Origin of the sequence: Rhodococcus sp. IEGM 1351, assembly GCF_030056875.1 — a bacterium.
In the GTDB taxonomy this organism is placed as follows: domain Bacteria; phylum Actinomycetota; class Actinomycetes; order Mycobacteriales; family Mycobacteriaceae; genus Rhodococcus_F; species Rhodococcus_F opacus.
In genome coordinates this window covers 245,574-264,599 of record NZ_JASHKU010000006.1, presented here as the reverse complement: position 1 = coordinate 264,599, position 19,026 = coordinate 245,574, and the positions used below count along the sequence as shown (strand labels likewise).

The following is a 19,026-nucleotide window of genomic DNA, read 5'->3' as shown; positions in this document are numbered from 1 at the left end:
TCCTGTGAACTTTCGATGTAAACGGACGCTACGCAGGATCCGGTTCGGGCGGTTAATACCTGTTTTACGTGAGGCGATAACGAACGTCTATGGTGTTTGAACAGCGGCGATGCAAAAAGGGAAGAACAGCGCCTCGCATTTGGCTACGGCGGTGTTTCCGCCCGGCAACCTTGTCGAAACCGTGGCGTGCTTGCGTCGTCGCATCGTCAGAAAGGCAGATCGCTCGTGGATACCCGACGCTTGTTCTCATTCGTCCGCATCGTCGACGCCGGAAGCATCACGCGGGCGGCCGACATTCTGCACATCGCCCAGCCGGCACTGAGCCAGCAGATGACGGCATTGGAGACGCACTTCGGTCAGCAGCTGCTGATCCGCAGCAAGCAGGGAGTGGAACCCACCGATGCGGGGCGCGCGCTGTACCGGCACGCGCAGGTGATCCTGCGGCAGGTGGAGAGCGCGCAAGCCGAGGTGAGCGTCGTCGGTCGAGAACTGGCAGGCGGTGTCTCCGTCGGGCTCGCACCCTACAGCACCGTGAGTTCCATCGCGTTACCGCTGCTCACCGCGGTGCGGTCGCGGTACCCCAGCATCCTTCTGCACATCAACGAGAACTTCGGCGGTGTGCTGAGCGAGGCCATGATGACCGGCCGCATGGACATGGCGCTGCTCTACGACGCCGGGCCGATCAAGGGCGTCAACTTCGAGCGCCTTCTCACCGAGGAGCTGATGGTCGTCGCCCCGGCCGGCACCGGTCTGCCCGGTGACACCGGGACCGCCGTGGCCATCAAGGACCTCGTCGACCTGCCGCTGCTGCTGCCGGGCCCGATGCACACCATCCGCAAAGTGGTGGAGCAGGCCTACGAACACGCCTTCGAGCACGCGCGGGTGGTCGGCGAAGTGGAATCGGTGACCCTCATGGCGCAGGCGGTCCGAAACGGTCTGGGCGCGACGGTATTACCGTTCTCCGTGGCACGCCGCATCATGAATGTGGAGAACCTGGAACTCCGCCGCATCGAACCGACCATCGAAGTCCAGGTCTCCCTCGGAACACCCGCCAATCAGCCGCTCTCGGGACCTGCCGAGGCGGTACGCGAGGTGTTACGCAGTGTCGTCGCCAACTACATCCGGACCAGCTCGGAAGCCGACCGAGGCATTCAGTAACCTCGGCTCGGGTCGATCGGCGCCATCAAAGGCGCTCCGGCAGCGAAGCGTTCGACGTTGGTCGCGACGTGATCGGCAAGCAGCCGCGTCAGCCCCGTCGCCGGATTCGCGACGTGCGGGGTGATGATGGCGTTCGGCAGGGTCCAGAGCGGGTGTCCGTCGGGAAGGGGTTCGGGGTCGGTGACGTCGAGTGCGGCCCCGCCGATCGACCCGGCCCGCAGTGCGTCGACGAGCCCCGCGGTGTCGATGAGGGAGCCGCGCGCCACGTTGACGATCCACGCCGTCGATTTCATCTGCACGAGCGCGTCCTTGTCGACGATCTGCGCGGTCGCCGCCGTCGCCGGTGCGGCGATGACGAAATGATCGGCTCTGGACCAGATTTCCGACGTGCGATCGGACGGCAGCGTCTCGACTGCACCCGGGACCGGGGTTCCCGAACGGGTCACGGCGAGCACCTGCGCCCCGAACGCGTCGAGCAGCGGGATCATCGCGCGACCGATGCCACCGCACCCGACGATGGCGACCGTCGCCCCGCGCAGCGTGCCCACCTGCGGGTCGAATTCGGCCTTGCGCCAGGAGGTCGCGCGCACCTGCTCGGGGAGGGCACGGACCCCGGCCAGGAGCAGCAGGACTCCGTGTTCCGCGACGTTACCGGCGTAGGCGCCGGCCGCGGACGTCCACGTCCGCTCGGTGTCGACGATCCCCGCGGAGATCCACGGCTCCACACCCGCCGAGGGGAGTTGCACCCAGCGCACCGAATCCGGCAACTGCGCCGGGAACGTGTCGGGGCCCTGCGCCCACACCACGGCTTCGGCGTCGTCGAGCGGGGCGAGTATTCCTCCGCCCCGCTCGATCCCGCGCATCAGGGCGGTGTCAGGGTTCGGTCCGAGGTGAATTCGGGGCGTTGCGGTGTTCTGCATCATGGTCTTTCGAGTCGGTCGGGTGGGGATCACACGACGGCGGTCAGGCCGCCGTCGACGTACAGGATCTGGCCGTTGACGAAGTCCGACGCCGGCGACGAGAGAAAGAGCAGTGCGCCCACGAGTTCCTCGGTGCGCCCCCACCGCCCGGCGGGCGTGCGTTTGGTCAGCCATGCACTGAACTCGGCATCGTTCACGAGCGCCTCGGTGAGCTGGGTATCGAAGTATCCGGGCGCGATGGCGTTGGTCTGCAGCCCCAATGGTGCCCAGTCCGCACACATTCCGCGTGTGAGCATCTTCAGCCCGCCCTTGCTCGCGGCGTACGGGGCGATGCCCGCCCGGCCGAGTTCACTCTGGACGGAACAGATGTTGACGATCTTCCCGTGCCCGCGCCCGACCATCGCCCGCGCGAACTCGCGGCCGACGAAGAAGGCGCTGCTCAGGTTGGTGTCGAGCACGCGACGGAAGTCGTCGTCGCCGAACTCGAGCAGTGGGCTGCGGTGCTGGACGCCGGTGTTGTTCACGACGATCTCGACGGGACCGATCTCGTTCTCGACCCGCTGCGCGGCGGCGGCGACCTCCTCGGGAGCGGTGACGTCGAAGGCGCAGGTGTGGACTGTCGCACCGGTGGCGCGGACGATCTCGTCGCGGCTGCGTGCGAGGGCGTCGGCGTCCCGCCCGTTGAGCACGACCTCCGCACCGGCCTCGGCGAGTCCGTTGGCGAGTGCGAAGCCGATTCCTCGACTCGACCCCGTGACGAGCGCGATCTTGCCCTCGACATCGAAACTCCCGTGCGAACTCACTGTGTGACGACCTTTCGTTCTTCGTGCAGGTATTCGACGGCGGCCCGGGCGATCGCGTCCGGCGCCGGAGCGACGTCCAGGACCACTCCGAACTCGTCGGCGTCGAGCGGCTCGAGGAGCGCGAACTGGGAATCGAGCAGGGCAGGTGGCATGAAGTGCCCGTTCCGCGCCTGCATCCGGCCGTGGATGACCTCCCGCTCTCCCGTGAGGTGGACGAACAGTACCGGGTCGGAGACGTCGCGGAGGATGTCCCGGTAGCTCCGCCGTAGCGCCGAGCACGCCACCACACCACGGCGTCCCTGATCGGACAGTTCCCGCAGTCGGTCACGGACGACTGCGAGCCACGGCGCCCGGTCGTCGTCGGTCAGCGGGATACCGGCGGCCATCTTCTCGACGTTCGACGGTGGATGCAGATCGTCGGCGTCGAGGAACCGGTGGCCGGTCAGTTCGGAAAGTTGCTGCGCGACTGTCGTCTTCCCGCAGCCGGTCACCCCCATCACCACGATGTGGGGTCGCTGATCGCCACTCATGAAATGTTCCTGTCCGCCGGTATGGAGAGATGCAGTTCGAACATGCCCGACCGGACAACTGCTTGGCAATGGCGGAGGGGATACCGGTTGACGTTGCCGTCATAGCGAAGCGCGAGGGATACGGATGCTACCGGCTCACGAGTTTGACCGCCGCGGCCTCGATGGTGTCCTCCGAGAGCAGGACCTCGAGTGCGGCATCGCCGAGCGGGATGAAGCTGTCGTCGCTCGTGACGCGTGCGAGCGGCCCGGTGAAGCCGTCGTCGACCAGTGCCGCGACCACGCCTTCGGACACTCCCCCCGATGTGCGGGTCTCGTCGACGACGAGCACCCGTCCGGTGGCGTTCGCCTCCCGGAGGATGTCGTGCACGGGTAGCGGTGCGAGCCACCGCATGTCCACCACACGCACGGCGATGTGCGCCTTCTCGAGCCGGCGCGCGACCCGCAGGCTCATCCGGACCCCGTTGCCGAACGTGACGATGGTCAGGTCGGTACCGTCACCGTACGTGCGGGCGGAGCCGATCGGCACATGGTTCTCGGCCCGCTTCACCGGATCCGGATACGCGGCCAGCCACTGCTCGTCACCGTCCTCGTACAGATCCCGGGTGTGATACAGCGCAATGGGTTCCAGATACACACACACCGCCCCCGCGGTGCGCGCGGCCGCCGCGCACGTGTGCATCATGGCCGCGGCGTCGTCGGGGCGAGCCGGGGAGGCCACGACGATGCCGGGGATGTCACGCAACGCGGCGACGGCGTTGTCGTTGTGGAAATGCCCACCGAACCCCTTCTGATACCCGTATCCCGCGACCCGCACCACCATCGGATTGCGGTACTGACGGTCGGAGAAGAACTGCAACGTCGCACCCTCCCCGCGGATCTGATCGGCGGCATTGTGTAGATACGCCAGGTACTGGATCTCCGGGATCGGCAACAGTCCGGACACCCCCGCGCCCAGCGCGAGCCCTAGGATCGCCTGCTCGTCGAGGAGCGTGTCGAACACGCGCGCCGACCCGGCCCTCTTCATCAGACCCCGGGTCACCCCGTAGACCCCACCCTTGCGGGCCACGTCCTCACCGAACACCAGCGCCTCGGGGTAGCGGGCCAGCACGTCGAGCAGTGCGCGGTTGATCGCGAGACCGGTGGTGAGCCGACCTTCATCCTCGGGAAGCGGGGATCCGATGAATTGCGCGCGACGGTCCGAGTCGACGCGCTCCGGCACGGCCGCGGCGGCCTCGACGGCACTGTCGGTGAGCGGTTTCATCACCGCCGCGGGACTGTCCAGTTGAGGTAGCTCACCGGCCTGCTCGGCCAGTTCGAGCACCTCGGCACGCTTCTGCTCGTAGAGGTCGAGGGCATCAGTGGGGCTCAGGTGTCCTCGCTCGACCAGCAGTTTCGCCGTGCACAGCACTGGGTCGCGGTCGAAGTCGGCGGCGATCTCCGCTGATGTCCGGTACGCGGTCTCGACATCGGAGCCGGCATGCCCCATCAACCGGACGGTGCGCAGGTGCAGGAACGCGGGCTTCCGGTGCCTGCGGACCCAGTCGGCGGCATCTCTCGCCGTCGCATACGCCGCCGACAGGTCGGAGCCATCCGCCTCGAAGTACTCGAGCCCCGCCCGGTCACCGAAGTTCGCGGCGATCCAGCCCTGCGGAGTCCTGGTGCTGATCCCGATTCCGTTGTCCTCGCACACCAGCAGCAGCGGCAACGGCAACCCCTGGTAGGCGGCGTGCACCGCGGTATTGATGGCACCGACGGCGGTGGAGTGGTTCGCGGACGCGTCCCCGAAGCTACAGACGGCGACCGCGTCGGCCGGCCACGGCGAGGGCACGTGCAACTTCTCCGAGCGGGCGATGGAGAAGGCGACACCGACAGCGCGCGGGAGATGCGAAGCGATGGTCGAGGTCTGGGGAATGATGTTGAGGTCGCGGCGGCCGAACACCTTGTGCCTACCACCCGAGATCGGCTCCTCCGTCGCGGCCACGAGACCGAGGAGGACGTCGCGCAGCGGATCGCTGCCATCCACCTGCTGCGCCCGCGCCAGGAAGAAACCACCGGAACGGTAGTGCAGCAGAGCGGGATCGGTGGGTCGCAGCGCGGCCGCGACGGCGGCGTTGCTCTCGTGCCCGGACGAACCGATCGTGTAGAAACCCTTGCCCCGCGACCGCAGCCAGCGGGCCGCCAGATCGAGATGCCTGCTGCCGAGCTGGGCGTCGAAGAGGTTCAGCGCGCCCCGCACCGACAACGGGAACAGCGGCTGAATCGGATCCTCCGGACCGACGCCGGGGCGGCTCTCCCCGGGGGTCAGCCCCGACACGACAGAGGTGAAGTAGTCGTCGATCTGTTCGGCCATCCCTAGATCATCCTGTGGCGCCGATCAGCGGGCAAGAGTCGCAGAATCAGAGTCTCGATGCTTCACCGACAGGTCGACTGGTCCTCGCGCCGGGTCGCGACCGTCACCATAACGAATACTGGGGTCGCGGTGTCTCTGCGGGCGCTCCGCCTCCGGCTCCGATGTTCGAGCACATGACGTTCGGCGACACTGGAGTGGAGTCGCGGGATGGCAACATGTCATCGGCAGGTAGTGGGCGCGCGACGGCACCACTATCTGCCGGGACAGACCTCCGGGTCCGACTCCGCGAACCTACTGCACATTCGAGAGGCCACTGTGATCATGACCAATTCCCCCGCTGGTGAATACACGCTGGTGCGCGGTCGATGATCACGACGAGAACCAATGTCGCCGTGATCGGTACCGGCACCATGGGCTCCGCAATCATGTGGCGACTGTCGGAGCGCGGTATTCCTGCCGTCGGTCTCGAGCAGTTCACTCCCGGGCACGATCGTGGCTCCGGACACGGCGAGTCGCGCATCTTCAGAACTGCATATCATGAGGATCCCGCGTATGTCCCGATGCTCCGAGCCGCACTCCGAGGTTGGCGGGAACTCGGTGAGCAAACCGGCGAACCCGTCCTGACGATGACCGGGGGCCTCAGTATCGGCCCGTCGACCGGCGTGATTGTGGGTGGCTCCCTCGAAGCGGCCAAGGTGCATGCCCTCACACAGGAGATTCTCGACCCGGCCGAGTTCAGTGCCCGGTTTCCCACTCAGCGATTGCGTGAGGGAGATACGGCCATCTGGGAGAAGGACGCCGGCGTGATAAGGCCGGAGTTGGCAATCACCGGTGCCGTGCGCCGTGCGTGCGAACTGGGTGCCTCCGTGCGTCCCGAGAGCCGCGTCCTGGGTATCGAGGACGGTCCCGGTGACACGGTGCTCGTGCGGCTCGACGAAGAGGTCATTCGAGCCGACCGCGTCGTGGTCGCGGCCGGCGCCTGGATTCCCGGCCTTCTCCCAGAAGCCCAGCTCCCCTTGACTGTGGAGCGCAAGATCCTCGCATGGTTCCCAGCCGAAGATCCGACGCAGTTCGGGCCGGACCGGTTCCCGATATTCCTGAGGGACAGCCCGGAGGGTACGTGGTACGGCTTCCCCACCATGGACGGCAAGACGGTCAAGATCGCGCTCCATCTCGGCGGGCGCGAGACCGACCCTGACGAGCTGGATCGGGTGGTCCATGACGAGGACACCGCTCCGTTGCGGGACCTCGTTCGTCATTACCTGCCGGGATTGAGTTCGCGCCCCGTTCGGGCCGCGGTGTGTATGTACACGAACACACCCGACGGGCACTTCGTCATCGGAAATCCACCCGCCTACAGGAACGTGACAGTCGTTTCCGCGTGCTCTGGTCACGGTTTCAAATTTGCACCGGTGATCGGGGAGATCGCCGCCGATCTCAGTTGTGGCTCGACCCCCGAATTCTCCTTGGAGCTGTTCGACGTCAACCGATTCGCGGATTGACGCACCGGAATCCGGCGTTCGCGCGGTTGCGATCGAGGGGGGAGGGCCGTCGGCCCTCCCCCTCGCCGGCTAGGCGGAGAAGTACACCGGGGGTGTCGTCGAGTCGAGTGCCAGTGCCACAGCCGCGCGGGCAGCGACGGGACCGACCAGGTTTCCCGTCCCGTTGTACCCACCGATGGCGATGACACCGGGAAGAACCTCGGAGCAGAGGGGTCGACCGTCGGTGGTGTAACTCACGGACGCACCCCATCTCCGAACGACGTCGACGGGCTTGCCCGCCATACGTTCCGCTACTCGTTCGATGTAGCCCTGGACATCCGGAGTGGGTGACGTGTCGAATGTCCACTCGGTGTCGACGAAACGGTCTCGCCCGCCCCCGACGAACAGGCGCCCATCCTTCGCTTGCTGCGCGTAGTCGTATCCCCAGCGTCCGTACACAGGACACGGCAGGCGTTCGGGCAGCCCCGGCGCCGTCCCGAGCATTTGCAGGCGTGCCGTCCGGACGCGCCCCTGCAAGACCGGGAGGACCTGTTCGAGTTTGCCGTCCACCGCGACAATGACGACAGGCGCACTGATCGAACCGTGTTCTGTTGTCACCCTTCCACTTTCCACGTCGGTGACAGCCGAATGCTCGTACAGGTCGGCCCGCCCCCGAAGGAGTGACGCCAACCCCAGAGCTCGACGGGAGGGGTTCATTGCCGCGTCGTCGGGCAGAAACAGGCCGCGCCCGAGCTCGCCGTCGTATTCTTCGACAGCGATGTCGTTGTCACGCAGCACCGTTTCCAGTGCTGCGCAATCCGCGAGTTCCGCCACACGGTCGGCGGCCTCGGCGTCGTCGACAGGTTCGCCGGGCAATCCGGCGAGGCGAATGGAACCCGTCCGTGCGATGACCTCCGGACCCAGCAACTCGGCAAGCCGGTCCAACTCGAGAAGAGTTGCGCGATAGAGATCGACCGACGACGTCCCCCAGGTCGTGAGGGACGAGTGGAGGAACGTCGCCGGGCCGCCCAGGAGGAAGCCGCCGTTGCGCCCCGCCGCGCCTGCCGCGACCCGCCCGGCGTCGACGCCGACAACCTGCAGCCCCCGTTCGACCAGGGCGCCGATCGCCGCGAGACCCGACCCGCCGAGGCCGACGACACACACGTCGGCCGTGACGTTCTGTTCCAACACCGGAAGACCGTTCCACGACGCGACCACCGGGTCGTCGTCCCAGGCGCTCACCGAGTCCCACTGGGTGACGGGTCGAAAATTCATCATCGCATTCCCTATCCTTCATCTCGCGACGTTCCGATGTCCGAGGAAGTTGACGCCTTGCGCGAAGCCACGACCGGGCAAGTCTATGTGGCACTGCGGGCGACGAGATAGTCACAGACGACTTTTCCAGCGGGGCAACGGTCGCAGCCGGGACCGGTGTCACGAAATGTTGCGGCGGTGTCGCTCGTCGAACCGGTGGATCTCGTCGATGACGGTCTCGACGATGCGTGACCCGGCACCACTGACGGAGGTCGCGACCGCGAGTATGCCGACCGCACTGGGCTTGTCGGCCGGGTGTGGTGTCCACGCGGGGACCACGCCGCGGCGGCGCCGTCGGACCGGGAGCAGCACATCAGATTTCCGGCGTCGTCGACGACGCTGACGGCGACGGCCGTGTCGAGTGTCGCGGCATGGCGCCGCACGAGGTCGAGGGCGAGTTGTGCACGTGCTGCGGTGAGTGTCATGGCGTTCTCCGATGGTGAATCCGCGGACGGTGCGGCTCAGCTCACCTTCTTGATCAGGTCGGCGAGCTCGGCCAGTTCGACGGCGTCGAGGTCGGTCAACGGCGCGCGGACGGGGCCTGCGGGTCGGTCGATCACCGTCATGCCTGCCTTGATGATGCTGACCGCGTAACCCTGCTTCTTGTTGCGCAGGTTGCAGTACGGGATCACGAACTCGTTGAGCGCGTTGATGACGAACGCGTTGTCTCCGCTGCGGAGTGCGTTGTAGAAGTCGAGCGCGAACTTGGGCACGAAGTTGTAGATGGCCGAGGAGTACGTGGTGACGCCGAGTGCGAGATAGGGCAGTGCGAACATCTCGGCGGTGGGCAGTCCGCCGATGTAGGTGAGCCGGTCGCCGAGACTCGCGTAGATGCGGGTCATCTGCTCGATGTTGCCGACCCCGTCCTTGAACCCGACCAGGTTCGGGCAGCTGTCCGCGAGTTCCGCGACGGCGGCCTCGGTGTAGACGGCGTTGGCGCGACTGTAGATTGTCACACCGAGAGTGGTTGCGGCACACACCTCTTTGACGTGGGCGACGAGACCGTCCTGGCTCGCCTCGGTGAGGTATGGGGGCAGCAGCAGGATGCCGTGCGCGCCGACACTCTCGGCCGACCGGGCCATCTGCACGGCGGTCGCAGTGCCGTAGCCGGCGGGCGCGATCACCGGGAGACCGTCGGGTGCCTCTTGCACTGCGGCGCGGACCACCTGCTCCACCTCGGGCGGGGTGAGCGAGAAGAATTCGCCCGTGCCGCCCGCGGCGAACAACCCGGAGGCGTCGAACTGTCCGAGCCAGCCGATGTTCTCGCGGTACGCGGCCTCGTCGAACGAGTGGTCATTCTTGAAGTGGGTGACCGGGAACGACAACAGACCGGAGCCGAGCTTGTGGGCGATCTCGTGGGGGGACGCAGTGGCCATGGGTTTCGTTCTCCTCGTTCGCAATCGCGTCACCGTCGGTGCGCGCTGTGTCCCCAAGGCTAGGAGCGTCAACCATTCAAGTCCAACACTAGTTCTGGATCTTTTGATACCCAAAAGGTATTGCGCTCCCTGGACGAACGGGAAGCTCGTTCGATCTGACGCAACGAGCGTCCCGTTCGTTCAGGAGAGGTCGAGGGCGGCGCGGACGATGCTGTCGGTGTCGATGCCGTGGTAGCGGTAGACGTCGTCGAGGGAACCGACCTGCCCGAACTTGCTGACACCGAGCGCAGCACAGGGAACGTGGTTGATCCCGGTCAGGTACGCCAGGGTGTGCGGGTGCCCGTCGAGGACGGTCACCATCGGTGCCGCCCGGTCGGCGGGGAACACCTGGTCGAGGATCCAGGACGGGCCGTCGGCGAGTCCGCGGCGGGCCTGGACCGCCTCGAACAACAACCCGGGACTGGTCACGCACACGACGTCGGCCGCAATCCCCTGTTCTGCCAACCGGTCGGCGGCGGTGAGGGTTTCGGTGATCATGGCGCCCATGCCGACCAGGGTGACCGCCGGATGGTCGCTGTGCCGGAGGGTGTACGCGCCGGCGACCACCTGACGGCGGCGGCGCTCCCGGGCGGCGGGATCTGACGGCACCGCGGCCAGGGTCTGATCCACCGGGCGGGTCGACAGCCGCAGATACGACGAGGTGCCATCGGGCCGGCCCAGCCGGCTGATGCTGTCGAGGAGCGTCCACTCGACGTCGATCGCGAACGCGGGTTCGTAGCTGACGCAGCCGGGCTGTTCGAGGCCGATCGACGGGGTCTTGATCGACTGATGCGCCCCACCCTCCGCGGCGAGGGTCACCCCGGACGGGGTGCCGACCAGGATCGACTGCCCACCCGCATAGATCCCATAGGACCAGGGCTCGAGGGCGCGTTCGACGAACGGGTCGTACATCACCCCGATCGGGAACAGCGGCTGCCCCCACCGGCTCCATGTCGCGCCGAGCTCACCCATCAGCCCGACGAGGTTCGTCTCGGCGATGCCGAGTTCCATGTGCTGCCCGGTGGGCTTTTCCCGCCAGTGCATGATCGTCTCGGCGTCGTCGTCGAACCAGTTGCGGCGCTCGTGCGGCGACCACACCCCGACCTTATTCAGCCACCCGGCAAGGTTCGTGGTCGAGGACACGTCGGGGCTGACCGTGACCACCCGTTTCGCAGCGTCGGGGGACTCCCGGGACAGGTCCAGCAACGCCCGGCCCAGCGCGGCCTGGGTGGTGGACGTCCCCGACGGGGTGCGGCCGATGTCCGCCGGGACCGCGGGCGGTGTGCCGAATTCGACCTTCTCCCGCCTCAATCTGTCTGCGGTCGCGGCGCACACCCGGCCCGCCGCACTGCCGGGCTCGAACCGGGCCCACGGGTGCGCCGGGTCCATGCCCAGCTCGGCGGCCAGCTGTTCGTACTGCTCCACCGTCAGCAGCGACGAATGGTTCTGCGGATGCCCCTGCGTCGGCAGGCCGCGGCCCTTGATCGTGTAGGCGATGATCACCGTCGGGCGGGTGTCGTCGATCTGCGCGTACGCGGCGCGCAGGGCGTCGAGGTCGTGGCCGCCGAGGTTGCGGATCGCCCGCAGCAGGGTGTCGTCGTCGAGGTCGGCGATCAGCGACGCGATCGCGGCCGCATCGGGGCCGTCCCCGGGCAGCCGCACCCGCACCTGCTCGGCACTGCACCGCAGCAGCCGCTGGTATTCGGGGTTGGGCATGTCCAGGATCCGGGTCCGCAGTGCCGGCCCGCCGGTCCGGGTGAACAGCGACTCGAGCAGGGTCCCGAACTTCACGGTGATCACCTGCCACCCGGCGGCAGCAAACATGGCCTCGAGCCGGCCCGCGGCGATGTTCGGCACCACCCGGTCCAGGGACTGCCGGTTCAGGTCGACGATCCACACGATCTCACCGAGTTCGGCGACGGAGGTGTCGAGGATCGCCTCCCACACCGCGCCCTCGTCCAGTTCGGCGTCACCGACGAGGGAGTACTGCCGGCCCGTCCCCGCCGAACCGATCTGGGTGTTCACGTAGCGGCGGGCGATGGCACCCCAGATCGGGGCCGTCGCACCGATCCCGACCGAACCTGTCGAATAGTCCACCGGATCAGGATCTTTCAACCTGCTCGGGTACGACTGCAGGCCACCGAACTCCCGCAACGTCGTCAGATACTTCTCGTCCAGCTCACCGAGCAGGTAGTTGATGCCGTGCAGCACCGGCGAGGCATGGGGTTTGACCGACACCCGGTCACCTGGCCGGAGCTGCTCGAACCACAACGACGTCATGATCGAGACCATCGACGCGCACGACGCCTGATGGCCGCCCACCTTCAATCCTGTCGGATTCGGGCGAACCCGGTTGGCGTGGTGGATCATCGATGTCGACAGCCACAGCACCCGCTTCTCGATCTCCACGAGCGCTTCCGGGGTGGCCGCGCGCGGGGTGAGCTGCGCCGTGTGGTTGTCGATCGTACGGGCGTCGTTCATTGCTTCGTCCTTGCCTGTGAGTTCCTGGCACCGAATCCGATCCTCCTCGGCCCAGTTCGTGAGCGAGGCGGATCGGCGGTGACGGGCAGGCGGACCTGTGGGAACCGACCTCACCGCATCTTCGAGGTCTCGTGTGCAGATCTCACACAACAGTCGACCACCGGAACGCACTTTGAGCAATACCGAGCGTCACGTTTGAGCATCCTGCGCATGTTCGGAGCAGCCGCCGTGGTCGGCGGTTGGCAAAATGCCCAGCACGACCGCCGCCGCTACCTCCGGCGCTACCCTGACCGGGAGGGCACCGCACCGCGCACACCGACCCAGGGGGAAAGCTTGACCACCACACCAGACCGTGTTCGCACGGCGTTCCCGGAGATCAGCTCGCGTGCGTGGGAGCACCCGGCGGATCGGGCGGCGCTCGTCACCCTGCGCACCTTGAAGGGGTTCGACACGGTCTTCCGGACCATCCCGGGTCTGTTGCAGGAGCGCCAGCACCGGCTGATGTACCTGGCCACGTCCGTGCGCGTCGACGAACGGCAGTTCAGCGATCTCCACGACCTCCGCAGCGACTGCGTGCGCATTCTCGGCGCCGACGAAACGCCTGAGCTGTTCGTGCTGCAGACCCCGGTCGTGAACGCTTTCACCATCGGCATGGACCGTCCGTTCATCGTGGTCACCACCGGACTGCTGGACGTCATGAATTACGAGGAGCAGCGGTTCATCATCGGCCACGAACTCGGGCACGCGCTGTCCGGGCACGCGGTGTATCGCACGATCCTCATGCATCTGATGCGCTTGGCCGGGACCATCGGCTGGATTCCGATCGGCGGGTGGGCGCTGCGCGCGATCATCGCCGCGCTCATGGAATGGCAGCGCAAATCGGAACTGTCCGGCGACCGTGCCGGATTGCTGTGCGGGCAGGACGTCCACACAGCCCTCCGCGTGCAGCTGAAACTGGCAGGCGGCTCTCGGGTGAGCGAGATCGACACCGACGCCTTCCTGGCCCAGGCCGCGGAGTACGACGCCAGCGGCGACCTGCGCGACGGTGTCCTCAAGCTCCTCAACATCGAATTGCTCACCCATCCGTTCTCGGTGCTGCGTGCCGCCGAGTTGAAGAAGTGGGTGGACAGCGGCGCCTACGCAGCCATCCTGCGTGGCGAATACCCGCGCCGCGGCGAGGATGACGATGCCAAGATCACCGAAGAATTCCGTAAGGCCGCGAAATCGTACAAACAGAATTTCGACACCTCGAACGACCCGCTGATCCGCATGCTCCGTGAGATCGGCAGCGGACTGGGCACCACCGTGGACGCCGTCGGCAACGGCGTCGGCGACGTCGCGGCGGACATCAAGGAGCGGTTCACGCACTGGCGCAGGAATTCCGACGGCAACAAGGATTCCGACGGCGACAGCTAGCCGCGAGTCCACCGGAGGTCGGGCGCGGTTTCGCGCGCCCGACCGATCCGGTCAGTCGGCCATCGCCTCGGCCAGCTCCTCGACCTCCTGGATGACCGGTTCGGGCACCCGCACGGGGCCGGGCGTGTAAGTGACCGACCGCAGTCTGCCGGTGAATCGGAACGTTCCGCGGCGTTCGCGCAGATCCCACACGACGGGTCCGCGGGCGTCGACGCCCACCGAGATCCCGGTCCACGGCGCCATGCCGACCAGCTGGAACTGGTCGTCGAGGGTGGCCACGCCGGTGGTGACCCCGGCCGAGTCGGTGAGGGCGACGGTGAAGTTCCACCGGACGGATTCGGTGGCCTCCCCCCGCACCTGCACGCCCACCAGTTCCGCGCCGAGGGGCGCGGAGGTGTGTGCGACGCGGCCGTAGCTGTTGACCGCGAATACGATCCGGCCGTCCTCGACGTAGAGGACGTATCCGCCGTGCGGGTCACCGTGGGCGACGAGGACTCCTTCGTCGCCTGCGGCGATCGGGTGGGTGGCGACGTCGATGGTGAAGTCGCGGTACTGAATCAGCACACTGGACCGATAGCGTTCCAGAGTCGGCGTGCCTGCGAGGATCTTCACCGGCTCCGCGAGGCGACGCTCGTCCGGTCGCTGCTGCACGGCCTTGCGGTCGTTGAGGATCGGGAACACGGTGTTGTGCCACGCCGCCCGATCCCACGCCTCGGCGAGTTCGCGCACCTTCTCGGGGAAGAGATGCGCGACGTCCGCGGTCTCGGCCGGATCGGATTCCACGTCGAACAGTTGCCATTGTGGATCGTCGACCCGGGTCGGATCCGTGTGCAGCGACAGCAGTTTCCAACCGTCTCGGTAGAACCCGCGGTGACCGCCGAACTCGGCGTACTGCTCCGTGTGGGGTGTGGGCTGCGCAGCGTCCCGCAGGATGTCGGCGATGCTGACACCGTCACGCTCCTGGGCGGGAAGCCCGTTCCGGTGGCTCGGAGTCTCGAGTCCGGCGAGATCCAGGAGGGTCGGGGTGATGTCGGTGACGTACGAGTAGTGCTTGCGCAATCCGGTGTCACCGTCGGCGCGCCCGAGACCGGTAGGCCAGGACAGCAGGAACGGCACCCGGACACCACCGGCGAACGTCTGACCCTTGTAGAATCGGAACGGGGTATTCGACGCCTGTCCCCAGCCGCGCGGGTAGTGGACGCCGATCTTCTCCGAGCCGATCAGTTCCTCGTCGTGCGGAACGTCGCGCACCCAGTCCGACGGGACCGGCCCGTGCACGAATTGACTGAAGTACGACCGTGTTCCCGCTGCGCCACCCTCGGCGGTGCCCCCGTTGTCGGACGTGAACACGATGATGGTGTTGTCGGTCTCGCCGAGTTCGTCGAGGGTGTCGAGTACCCGGCCCACGCTCTGGTCGATGCTGTCGACCATCGCGGCGTAGACCTCCTGGTACCGGGCGAACCGCAGCTGCTCCTCTTCGGTGAGCTCGTCCCACGGCGGCGCGTCGTAGCCGGGTTCGGTGTTGCGTTCGGTCATCTGGGTGCCGGGCGGGAAGAACCCTGCCTCGAGCTGTTCGTCGAAGCGGTTGCGTCGCACTGCGTCCCAGCCCTCGATGTAGCGGCCGCGGTACTTGGCGAGGTCTTCGGGCTTGGCCTGGTGGGGTCCGTGCATCGCGATGTGCGAGAAGTACAGGAAGAACGGCTTGTCGGCGTCGTGGGCGCGCAGGCTCTTGATGCGCGAAATGGCCTTGTCCGTGATGTCGTCGGTGACGTAGTAGTCCGACGGATACTCCTCGACGTCGACGACGGAGTTGTCCGAGATCAGCTCGTTCGGGTAGTAGAACGAATTCAACCCTTCGAGCGAACCGTAGTAGCTGTCGAATCCACGCTGCAGGGGCCAGGAGTCGCGGGTGCGGCCCGGCGCGAGGTTGGTGTCACGCGCGAGATGCCACTTGCCGACCGCGTGCGTGGCATACCCGTTCGCGCGCAGAATCTCGGCGAGGCTGAGCGCGTCGTCGGCAAGTTCCATTCGCAGTCCGGGGAAGCCGGGATCGAAGTTGGCGACGCTGCCGTAGCCGGCGCGGTGCGGGTTCAGGCCGGTGAGCAGCGCCGCGCGAGCGGGTGAGCAGACCGAGGTGGTGTGATAGTTCGACAGCCGGTAGCCGCTGTCGGCGAGCCGGTTCAGGTTGGGGGTGTCGATCTCGGAGCCGAACGGTCCGATGTCCGAGTAGCCCATGTCGTCGATGAGGATGACCACGATGTTCGGTGCACCGGCCGGGGCTTTCGTCTCCGGCGCCCACCACGGCGTCGACTCCGCACTCGTCCGCCCGACATACCCGCCGAATCCGTCGTACCCTCGCGCACCCGGAGGGAGCTGCTGCTGACCTGCAACACCACGGATTCGGTCACTTTCCACTTCGGGCACGCGTGCAACCCCTTCACTCACGGAGACAGATTCCCCACATATGTGGGGAAATCGTACGGTCGCTCGTGATGGCGGTGAGTGGTTTGAATCACGAAGATTTCAAGCCACGTTCAGCAGTCGGCTGTGACCTGAATCGCCCGAAACGAGATGGAAAACGTGATCTGCGCTATGAAAGCGGCGACTTTTACACCGGCGTAAGAAATCCAGGACAAGCTTTGCGAAGGCTTGTCCACCGGCGGTCGTCGGTGTCGGCAGGCTCTACAGAATGTGCTCCTGCCCACGTGTGACCGTCCAGAAAGCTGTACCACTGTGCTCCAGCTCATCTCGATACTCGCCTTTCTCCGAAGGGTCGGCTCCACGGCTCTGCCGTCAGTGCACGCCGCGTTGCTTCGCTTCGCGGGGTACCTGGTGCCGATCGCGCAGACGGCGGTCACCGCGGGGGCGGCGTGGTGGGTGTCGGTCGAGGTGGCCGGACACGAGCAGCCGCTGCTGGCTCCGTTGGCGGCGGTAGTGTGCCTGAGCGTCGCGCGGGGTGCCCGCAGTCGTCGGGCCGGCGAGTTGATCGCGGGTGTCACCATCGGAACGATCGTCTCGGACGTCGTCGTGCGGTACATCGGCAACGGGCCGTGGCAGATCTGCCTCGTGGTGGCTGTGGCGATGTCTTTTGCGGTGCTCCTCGACGGTGGTTCGGTGATCGTCCTGCAGGCAGGTTCGTCGGCGGCGTTGGTCGCGGCCATGGCATCCGCGACCGCCGCGCACCCGTTCGATCGTGTCGTGGACGCACTGATCGGGGGTGCGCTCAGCCTGGTGGCGCTGTCTGTGTTGCCCACCGACCCTGTGCGGCGGACGCGCCGGTGCGCCGCCGCTGTGCTGGACAGCGTGGCCGCAGCCCTCCGGCAGACGTCGAAGGGACTCGCCGCCGGCGACATCTCCGCGCTGGAGGATGCTCTCGCACTTGCCCGTTCGACGCAGTCGACCATCGACAGCATGCGCGTCGAACTCCGCTCCGGATCCGAGGTGGCCCGGATCTCACCGATTCACTGGCGGGGGCGACGCCGCATCGGCCGGCTGGCATCGATTGCCGACCCGATCGACAACGCCGCACGCAACACCCGGGTCCTGGTGCGGCGCGCCCTGATCGCCACCTACGACGGCGAACGAGTCGACCCGCAGTTGGCGGACGCCATCTCCGAGCTGGCGCACCTCGCCGACCGGATGCGGCTGATGATTCTCGCGACTCCCGCGAAGAAGCCCAACGAAATCCAGATCAGCGACGAACTCGAGCGATTCGCGCGCTCACTGCCGCAGCAGGAGATCTCGGCAGGGTTCTCCGCAGCGGTCGTCTCCGCGCAGGTCCGGTCCATCGTCATCGACTTCTTCGAAGTGTGCGGCATCCCCCGCGCCGTCTGCCGGCCGATGCTGCCCCGCCCCGCCCACTACGCGGGCGCCGCGTAGAGCAAGACTCAGGACATCTCGAGCCGGCACTGTTCCGGCGCGCGAGAGTTGTCGATGACGCAGAACCGGTTGCCCTCGGTGTCCTCCAGCACGACGAAGTCCGATTCCTCGGGGTACCGGTCCCACGGCACCCGCTGCGCGCCGAGACCGACGAGCCGTTCGATTTCCGCGGCCTGATCCGCGCTGTCGCGGGCGTGCAGGTCGAGGTGCAGTCGCGGTTCGGGTTCCGCGTCGTGTTCGCTCTGCTGGATCGCCAGCAGTGACCGGCCGTCGGGCTGCGTCAGGTTGGTGAAGCCGTTGTCGCCGACGGGCGGGAGCGCAGTCAATCCGAGTGCCTCGGTCCAGAACCTGGTTGCACGCCGAACGTCGCGTGCCCCGATCACGGTCGTTCCCAAGATGAGCATGAACCGAATTTATCCGCTGCGCCGGGCCGGTGTGGACGATGTGGGGTGTGGATTTCGAGGACCTGACATTGCGACCCCTTGCCGAACGCTTGTGCCGCGTCGACGGCGTCGTCGGCGTCACCCTCGGCGGCAGCCGCGCCCGAGGGACACACACGGCGGAATCCGACTACGACCTGGGCGTCTACTACCGCGGGGCCCTCGACACCGACGGGCTGAACGACCTCGCGCGGGAGTGGGCGGGTGCCGGGGCATCGGCGACCCGGACGGGTGAGTGGGGACCGTGGGTCGACGGTGGTGCGTGGCTGTCGATCGACGGCCGGGCGGTCGACTGGCTGTACCGCGACCTCGACCGGGTGACCGCGGTGTGGCAGGACACCCAGCAGGGTGTGTACCGGTTTCACGCCCAGACCGGACACCCGTTCGGGTTCGCGGACTTCGCGTACGCGGGCGAACTCGCGTCGGCGGTGATCCTCGCCGATCCGTCCGGACGCATCGCTGCGCTCCACGCCCACATGCAGCACTACCCGGACCTCCTGCGTGAAGCCCTGGTGCGGCGACTGTGGGAGGCGGACTTCGTCACCATGCTGGCCCGCAAGGCGATCCCGCGTGCCGATGCGACGTATGTGGCGGGTTGCCTGTTTCGCACGGTGTGCCTGTGCGCGCACGCCCTCCACGCGCATGCCCGGCGCTGGGTGATCAACGAGAAGGGGGCTGTGGCCGCCGCCGGTGCCCTGCCGAACGCACCCACCGACTTCACCGCTCGCGCTCACGCCGTCTTCGGTCGGCTCGGAACGACGCCCGACGAACTGACCGCCGCCCTCACCCTGGCCGAACAACTCGTCGACGACACCCGGAACGCCTGTCCCCTGACGTGA

General features: G+C 67.0%; 15 protein-coding genes. 5 read left to right on the top strand and 10 right to left on the bottom strand.

What is annotated here, in order from left to right; all coding sequences use genetic code 11:
- The first annotated feature begins 240 nt into the window (after window positions 1–240).
- Window positions 241–1,158 (top strand): nitrogen assimilation transcriptional regulator NAC, encoded by a 918-nt coding sequence (gene nac / locus QM806_RS13260; RefSeq protein WP_005254585.1) that lies wholly within the window; start codon window positions 241–243, stop codon window positions 1,156–1,158.
- Here the strand turns inward: nac and QM806_RS13255 are convergent.
- From QM806_RS13255 to QM806_RS13240, 4 genes are all read right to left on the bottom strand, one after another.
- Complete coding sequence (locus QM806_RS13255; protein WP_082359916.1) at window positions 1,152–2,081, bottom strand: D-isomer specific 2-hydroxyacid dehydrogenase family protein; 930 nt, start codon at window positions 2,079–2,081, stop codon at window positions 1,152–1,154. The two genes, nac and QM806_RS13255, sit on opposite strands and share 7 nt — an antisense overlap.
- A gap of 26 nt (window positions 2,082–2,107) precedes the next feature.
- A complete protein-coding gene (locus QM806_RS13250; RefSeq protein WP_005567638.1) occupies window positions 2,108–2,881 on the bottom strand; it encodes an SDR family oxidoreductase in 774 nt (257 codons plus the stop codon).
- On the bottom strand, window positions 2,878–3,411 hold the full coding sequence (locus tag QM806_RS13245) for a gluconokinase (RefSeq protein ID WP_005254592.1): 534 nt from the start codon (window positions 3,409–3,411) through the stop codon (window positions 2,878–2,880). Before QM806_RS13245 ends, QM806_RS13250 begins: the two co-directional genes overlap by 4 nt.
- Before the next feature lie 127 nt (window positions 3,412–3,538).
- Complete coding sequence (locus QM806_RS13240; RefSeq protein ID WP_283291677.1) at window positions 3,539–5,761, bottom strand: thiamine pyrophosphate-dependent enzyme; 2,223 nt, start codon at window positions 5,759–5,761, stop codon at window positions 3,539–3,541.
- 365 nt (window positions 5,762–6,126) lie between these two features.
- Here QM806_RS13240 and solA point away from each other — a divergent pair, with 365 nt between their 5' ends.
- Window positions 6,127–7,263: an N-methyl-L-tryptophan oxidase gene (gene solA / locus QM806_RS13235; protein ID WP_054247934.1), complete on the top strand. Its 1,137-nt coding sequence runs from the start codon at window positions 6,127–6,129 to the stop codon at window positions 7,261–7,263.
- Window positions 7,264–7,332: 69 nt separating this feature from the next.
- Here the strand turns inward: solA and QM806_RS13230 are convergent, their stop codons facing one another.
- The 4 genes from QM806_RS13230 to QM806_RS13210 form a co-directional block, all read right to left on the bottom strand.
- The gene (locus QM806_RS13230; protein WP_054247933.1) at window positions 7,333–8,520 is read right to left on the bottom strand and encodes an NAD(P)/FAD-dependent oxidoreductase; all 1,188 of its coding nucleotides are present in this window, start codon (window positions 8,518–8,520) and stop codon (window positions 7,333–7,335) included.
- A gap of 156 nt (window positions 8,521–8,676) precedes the next feature.
- Window positions 8,677–8,868, bottom strand: coding sequence for a hypothetical protein (locus QM806_RS13225; protein ID WP_240482959.1), 192 nt, complete (start codon window positions 8,866–8,868; stop codon window positions 8,677–8,679).
- A gap of 149 nt (window positions 8,869–9,017) precedes the next feature.
- Window positions 9,018–9,932 carry a 5-dehydro-4-deoxyglucarate dehydratase gene (kdgD, locus tag QM806_RS13215; RefSeq protein WP_005560844.1) on the bottom strand — a complete coding sequence of 305 codons (915 nt, stop codon included), beginning with the start codon at window positions 9,930–9,932 and terminating at the stop codon, window positions 9,018–9,020.
- A gap of 180 nt (window positions 9,933–10,112) precedes the next feature.
- Window positions 10,113–12,452, bottom strand: a complete 2,340-nt coding sequence (locus QM806_RS13210) for a thiamine pyrophosphate-binding protein (protein WP_210753128.1) — start codon at window positions 12,450–12,452, stop codon at window positions 10,113–10,115.
- A 333-nt stretch (window positions 12,453–12,785) separates the two neighbouring features.
- On the opposite strand from QM806_RS13210, the gene QM806_RS13205 reads away from it, so the two are divergent.
- Window positions 12,786–13,868 carry a M48 family metallopeptidase gene (locus QM806_RS13205; protein WP_283291757.1) on the top strand — a complete coding sequence of 361 codons (1,083 nt, stop codon included), beginning with the start codon at window positions 12,786–12,788 and terminating at the stop codon, window positions 13,866–13,868.
- A 51-nt stretch (window positions 13,869–13,919) separates the two neighbouring features.
- Here QM806_RS13205 and QM806_RS13200 read toward each other — a convergent pair whose 3' ends face one another.
- Window positions 13,920–16,292, bottom strand: a complete 2,373-nt coding sequence (locus QM806_RS13200) for an arylsulfatase (RefSeq protein WP_283291672.1) — start codon at window positions 16,290–16,292, stop codon at window positions 13,920–13,922.
- Between the two features lie 309 nt (window positions 16,293–16,601).
- Between QM806_RS13200 and QM806_RS13195 the strand changes: the two genes are divergently transcribed.
- Window positions 16,602–17,747, top strand: a complete 1,146-nt coding sequence (locus QM806_RS13195; RefSeq protein WP_005561707.1) for an FUSC family protein — start codon at window positions 16,602–16,604, stop codon at window positions 17,745–17,747.
- Window positions 17,748–17,755: 8 nt separating this feature from the next.
- Here the strand turns inward: QM806_RS13195 and QM806_RS13190 are convergent, their stop codons facing one another.
- Window positions 17,756–18,151: a VOC family protein gene (locus QM806_RS13190; RefSeq protein WP_054247932.1), complete on the bottom strand. Its 396-nt coding sequence runs from the start codon at window positions 18,149–18,151 to the stop codon at window positions 17,756–17,758.
- A 38-nt stretch (window positions 18,152–18,189) separates the two neighbouring features.
- On the opposite strand from QM806_RS13190, the gene QM806_RS13185 reads away from it, so the two are divergent.
- Entirely contained in the window at window positions 18,190–19,026 is an 837-nt protein-coding gene (locus QM806_RS13185; RefSeq protein ID WP_283291669.1) for a nucleotidyltransferase domain-containing protein, read from the top strand.

What these genes read in the sequence shown, in the direction of transcription:
- QM806_RS13240 (WP_283291677.1), bottom strand. Translation starts at nt 5,761, where the DNA reads ATGGCCGAACAGATCGACGACTACTTCACCTCTGTCGTGTCGGGGCTG.
- kdgD (WP_005560844.1), bottom strand. Translation starts at nt 9,932, where the DNA reads ATGGCCACTGCGTCCCCCCACGAGATCGCCCACAAGCTCGGCTCCGGT.
- QM806_RS13210 (WP_210753128.1), bottom strand. Translation starts at nt 12,452, where the DNA reads ATGAACGACGCCCGTACGATCGACAACCACACGGCGCAGCTCACCCCG.
- QM806_RS13230 (WP_054247933.1), bottom strand. Translation starts at nt 8,520, where the DNA reads ATGATGAATTTTCGACCCGTCACCCAGTGGGACTCGGTGAGCGCCTGG.
- solA (WP_054247934.1), top strand. Translation starts at nt 6,127, where the DNA reads ATGATCACGACGAGAACCAATGTCGCCGTGATCGGTACCGGCACCATG.
- QM806_RS13190 (WP_054247932.1), bottom strand. Translation starts at nt 18,151, where the DNA reads ATGCTCATCTTGGGAACGACCGTGATCGGGGCACGCGACGTTCGGCGT.
- QM806_RS13185 (WP_283291669.1), top strand. Translation starts at nt 18,190, where the DNA reads ATGTGGGGTGTGGATTTCGAGGACCTGACATTGCGACCCCTTGCCGAA.
- QM806_RS13255 (WP_082359916.1), bottom strand. Translation starts at nt 2,081, where the DNA reads ATGATGCAGAACACCGCAACGCCCCGAATTCACCTCGGACCGAACCCT.
- QM806_RS13245 (WP_005254592.1), bottom strand. Translation starts at nt 3,411, where the DNA reads ATGAGTGGCGATCAGCGACCCCACATCGTGGTGATGGGGGTGACCGGC.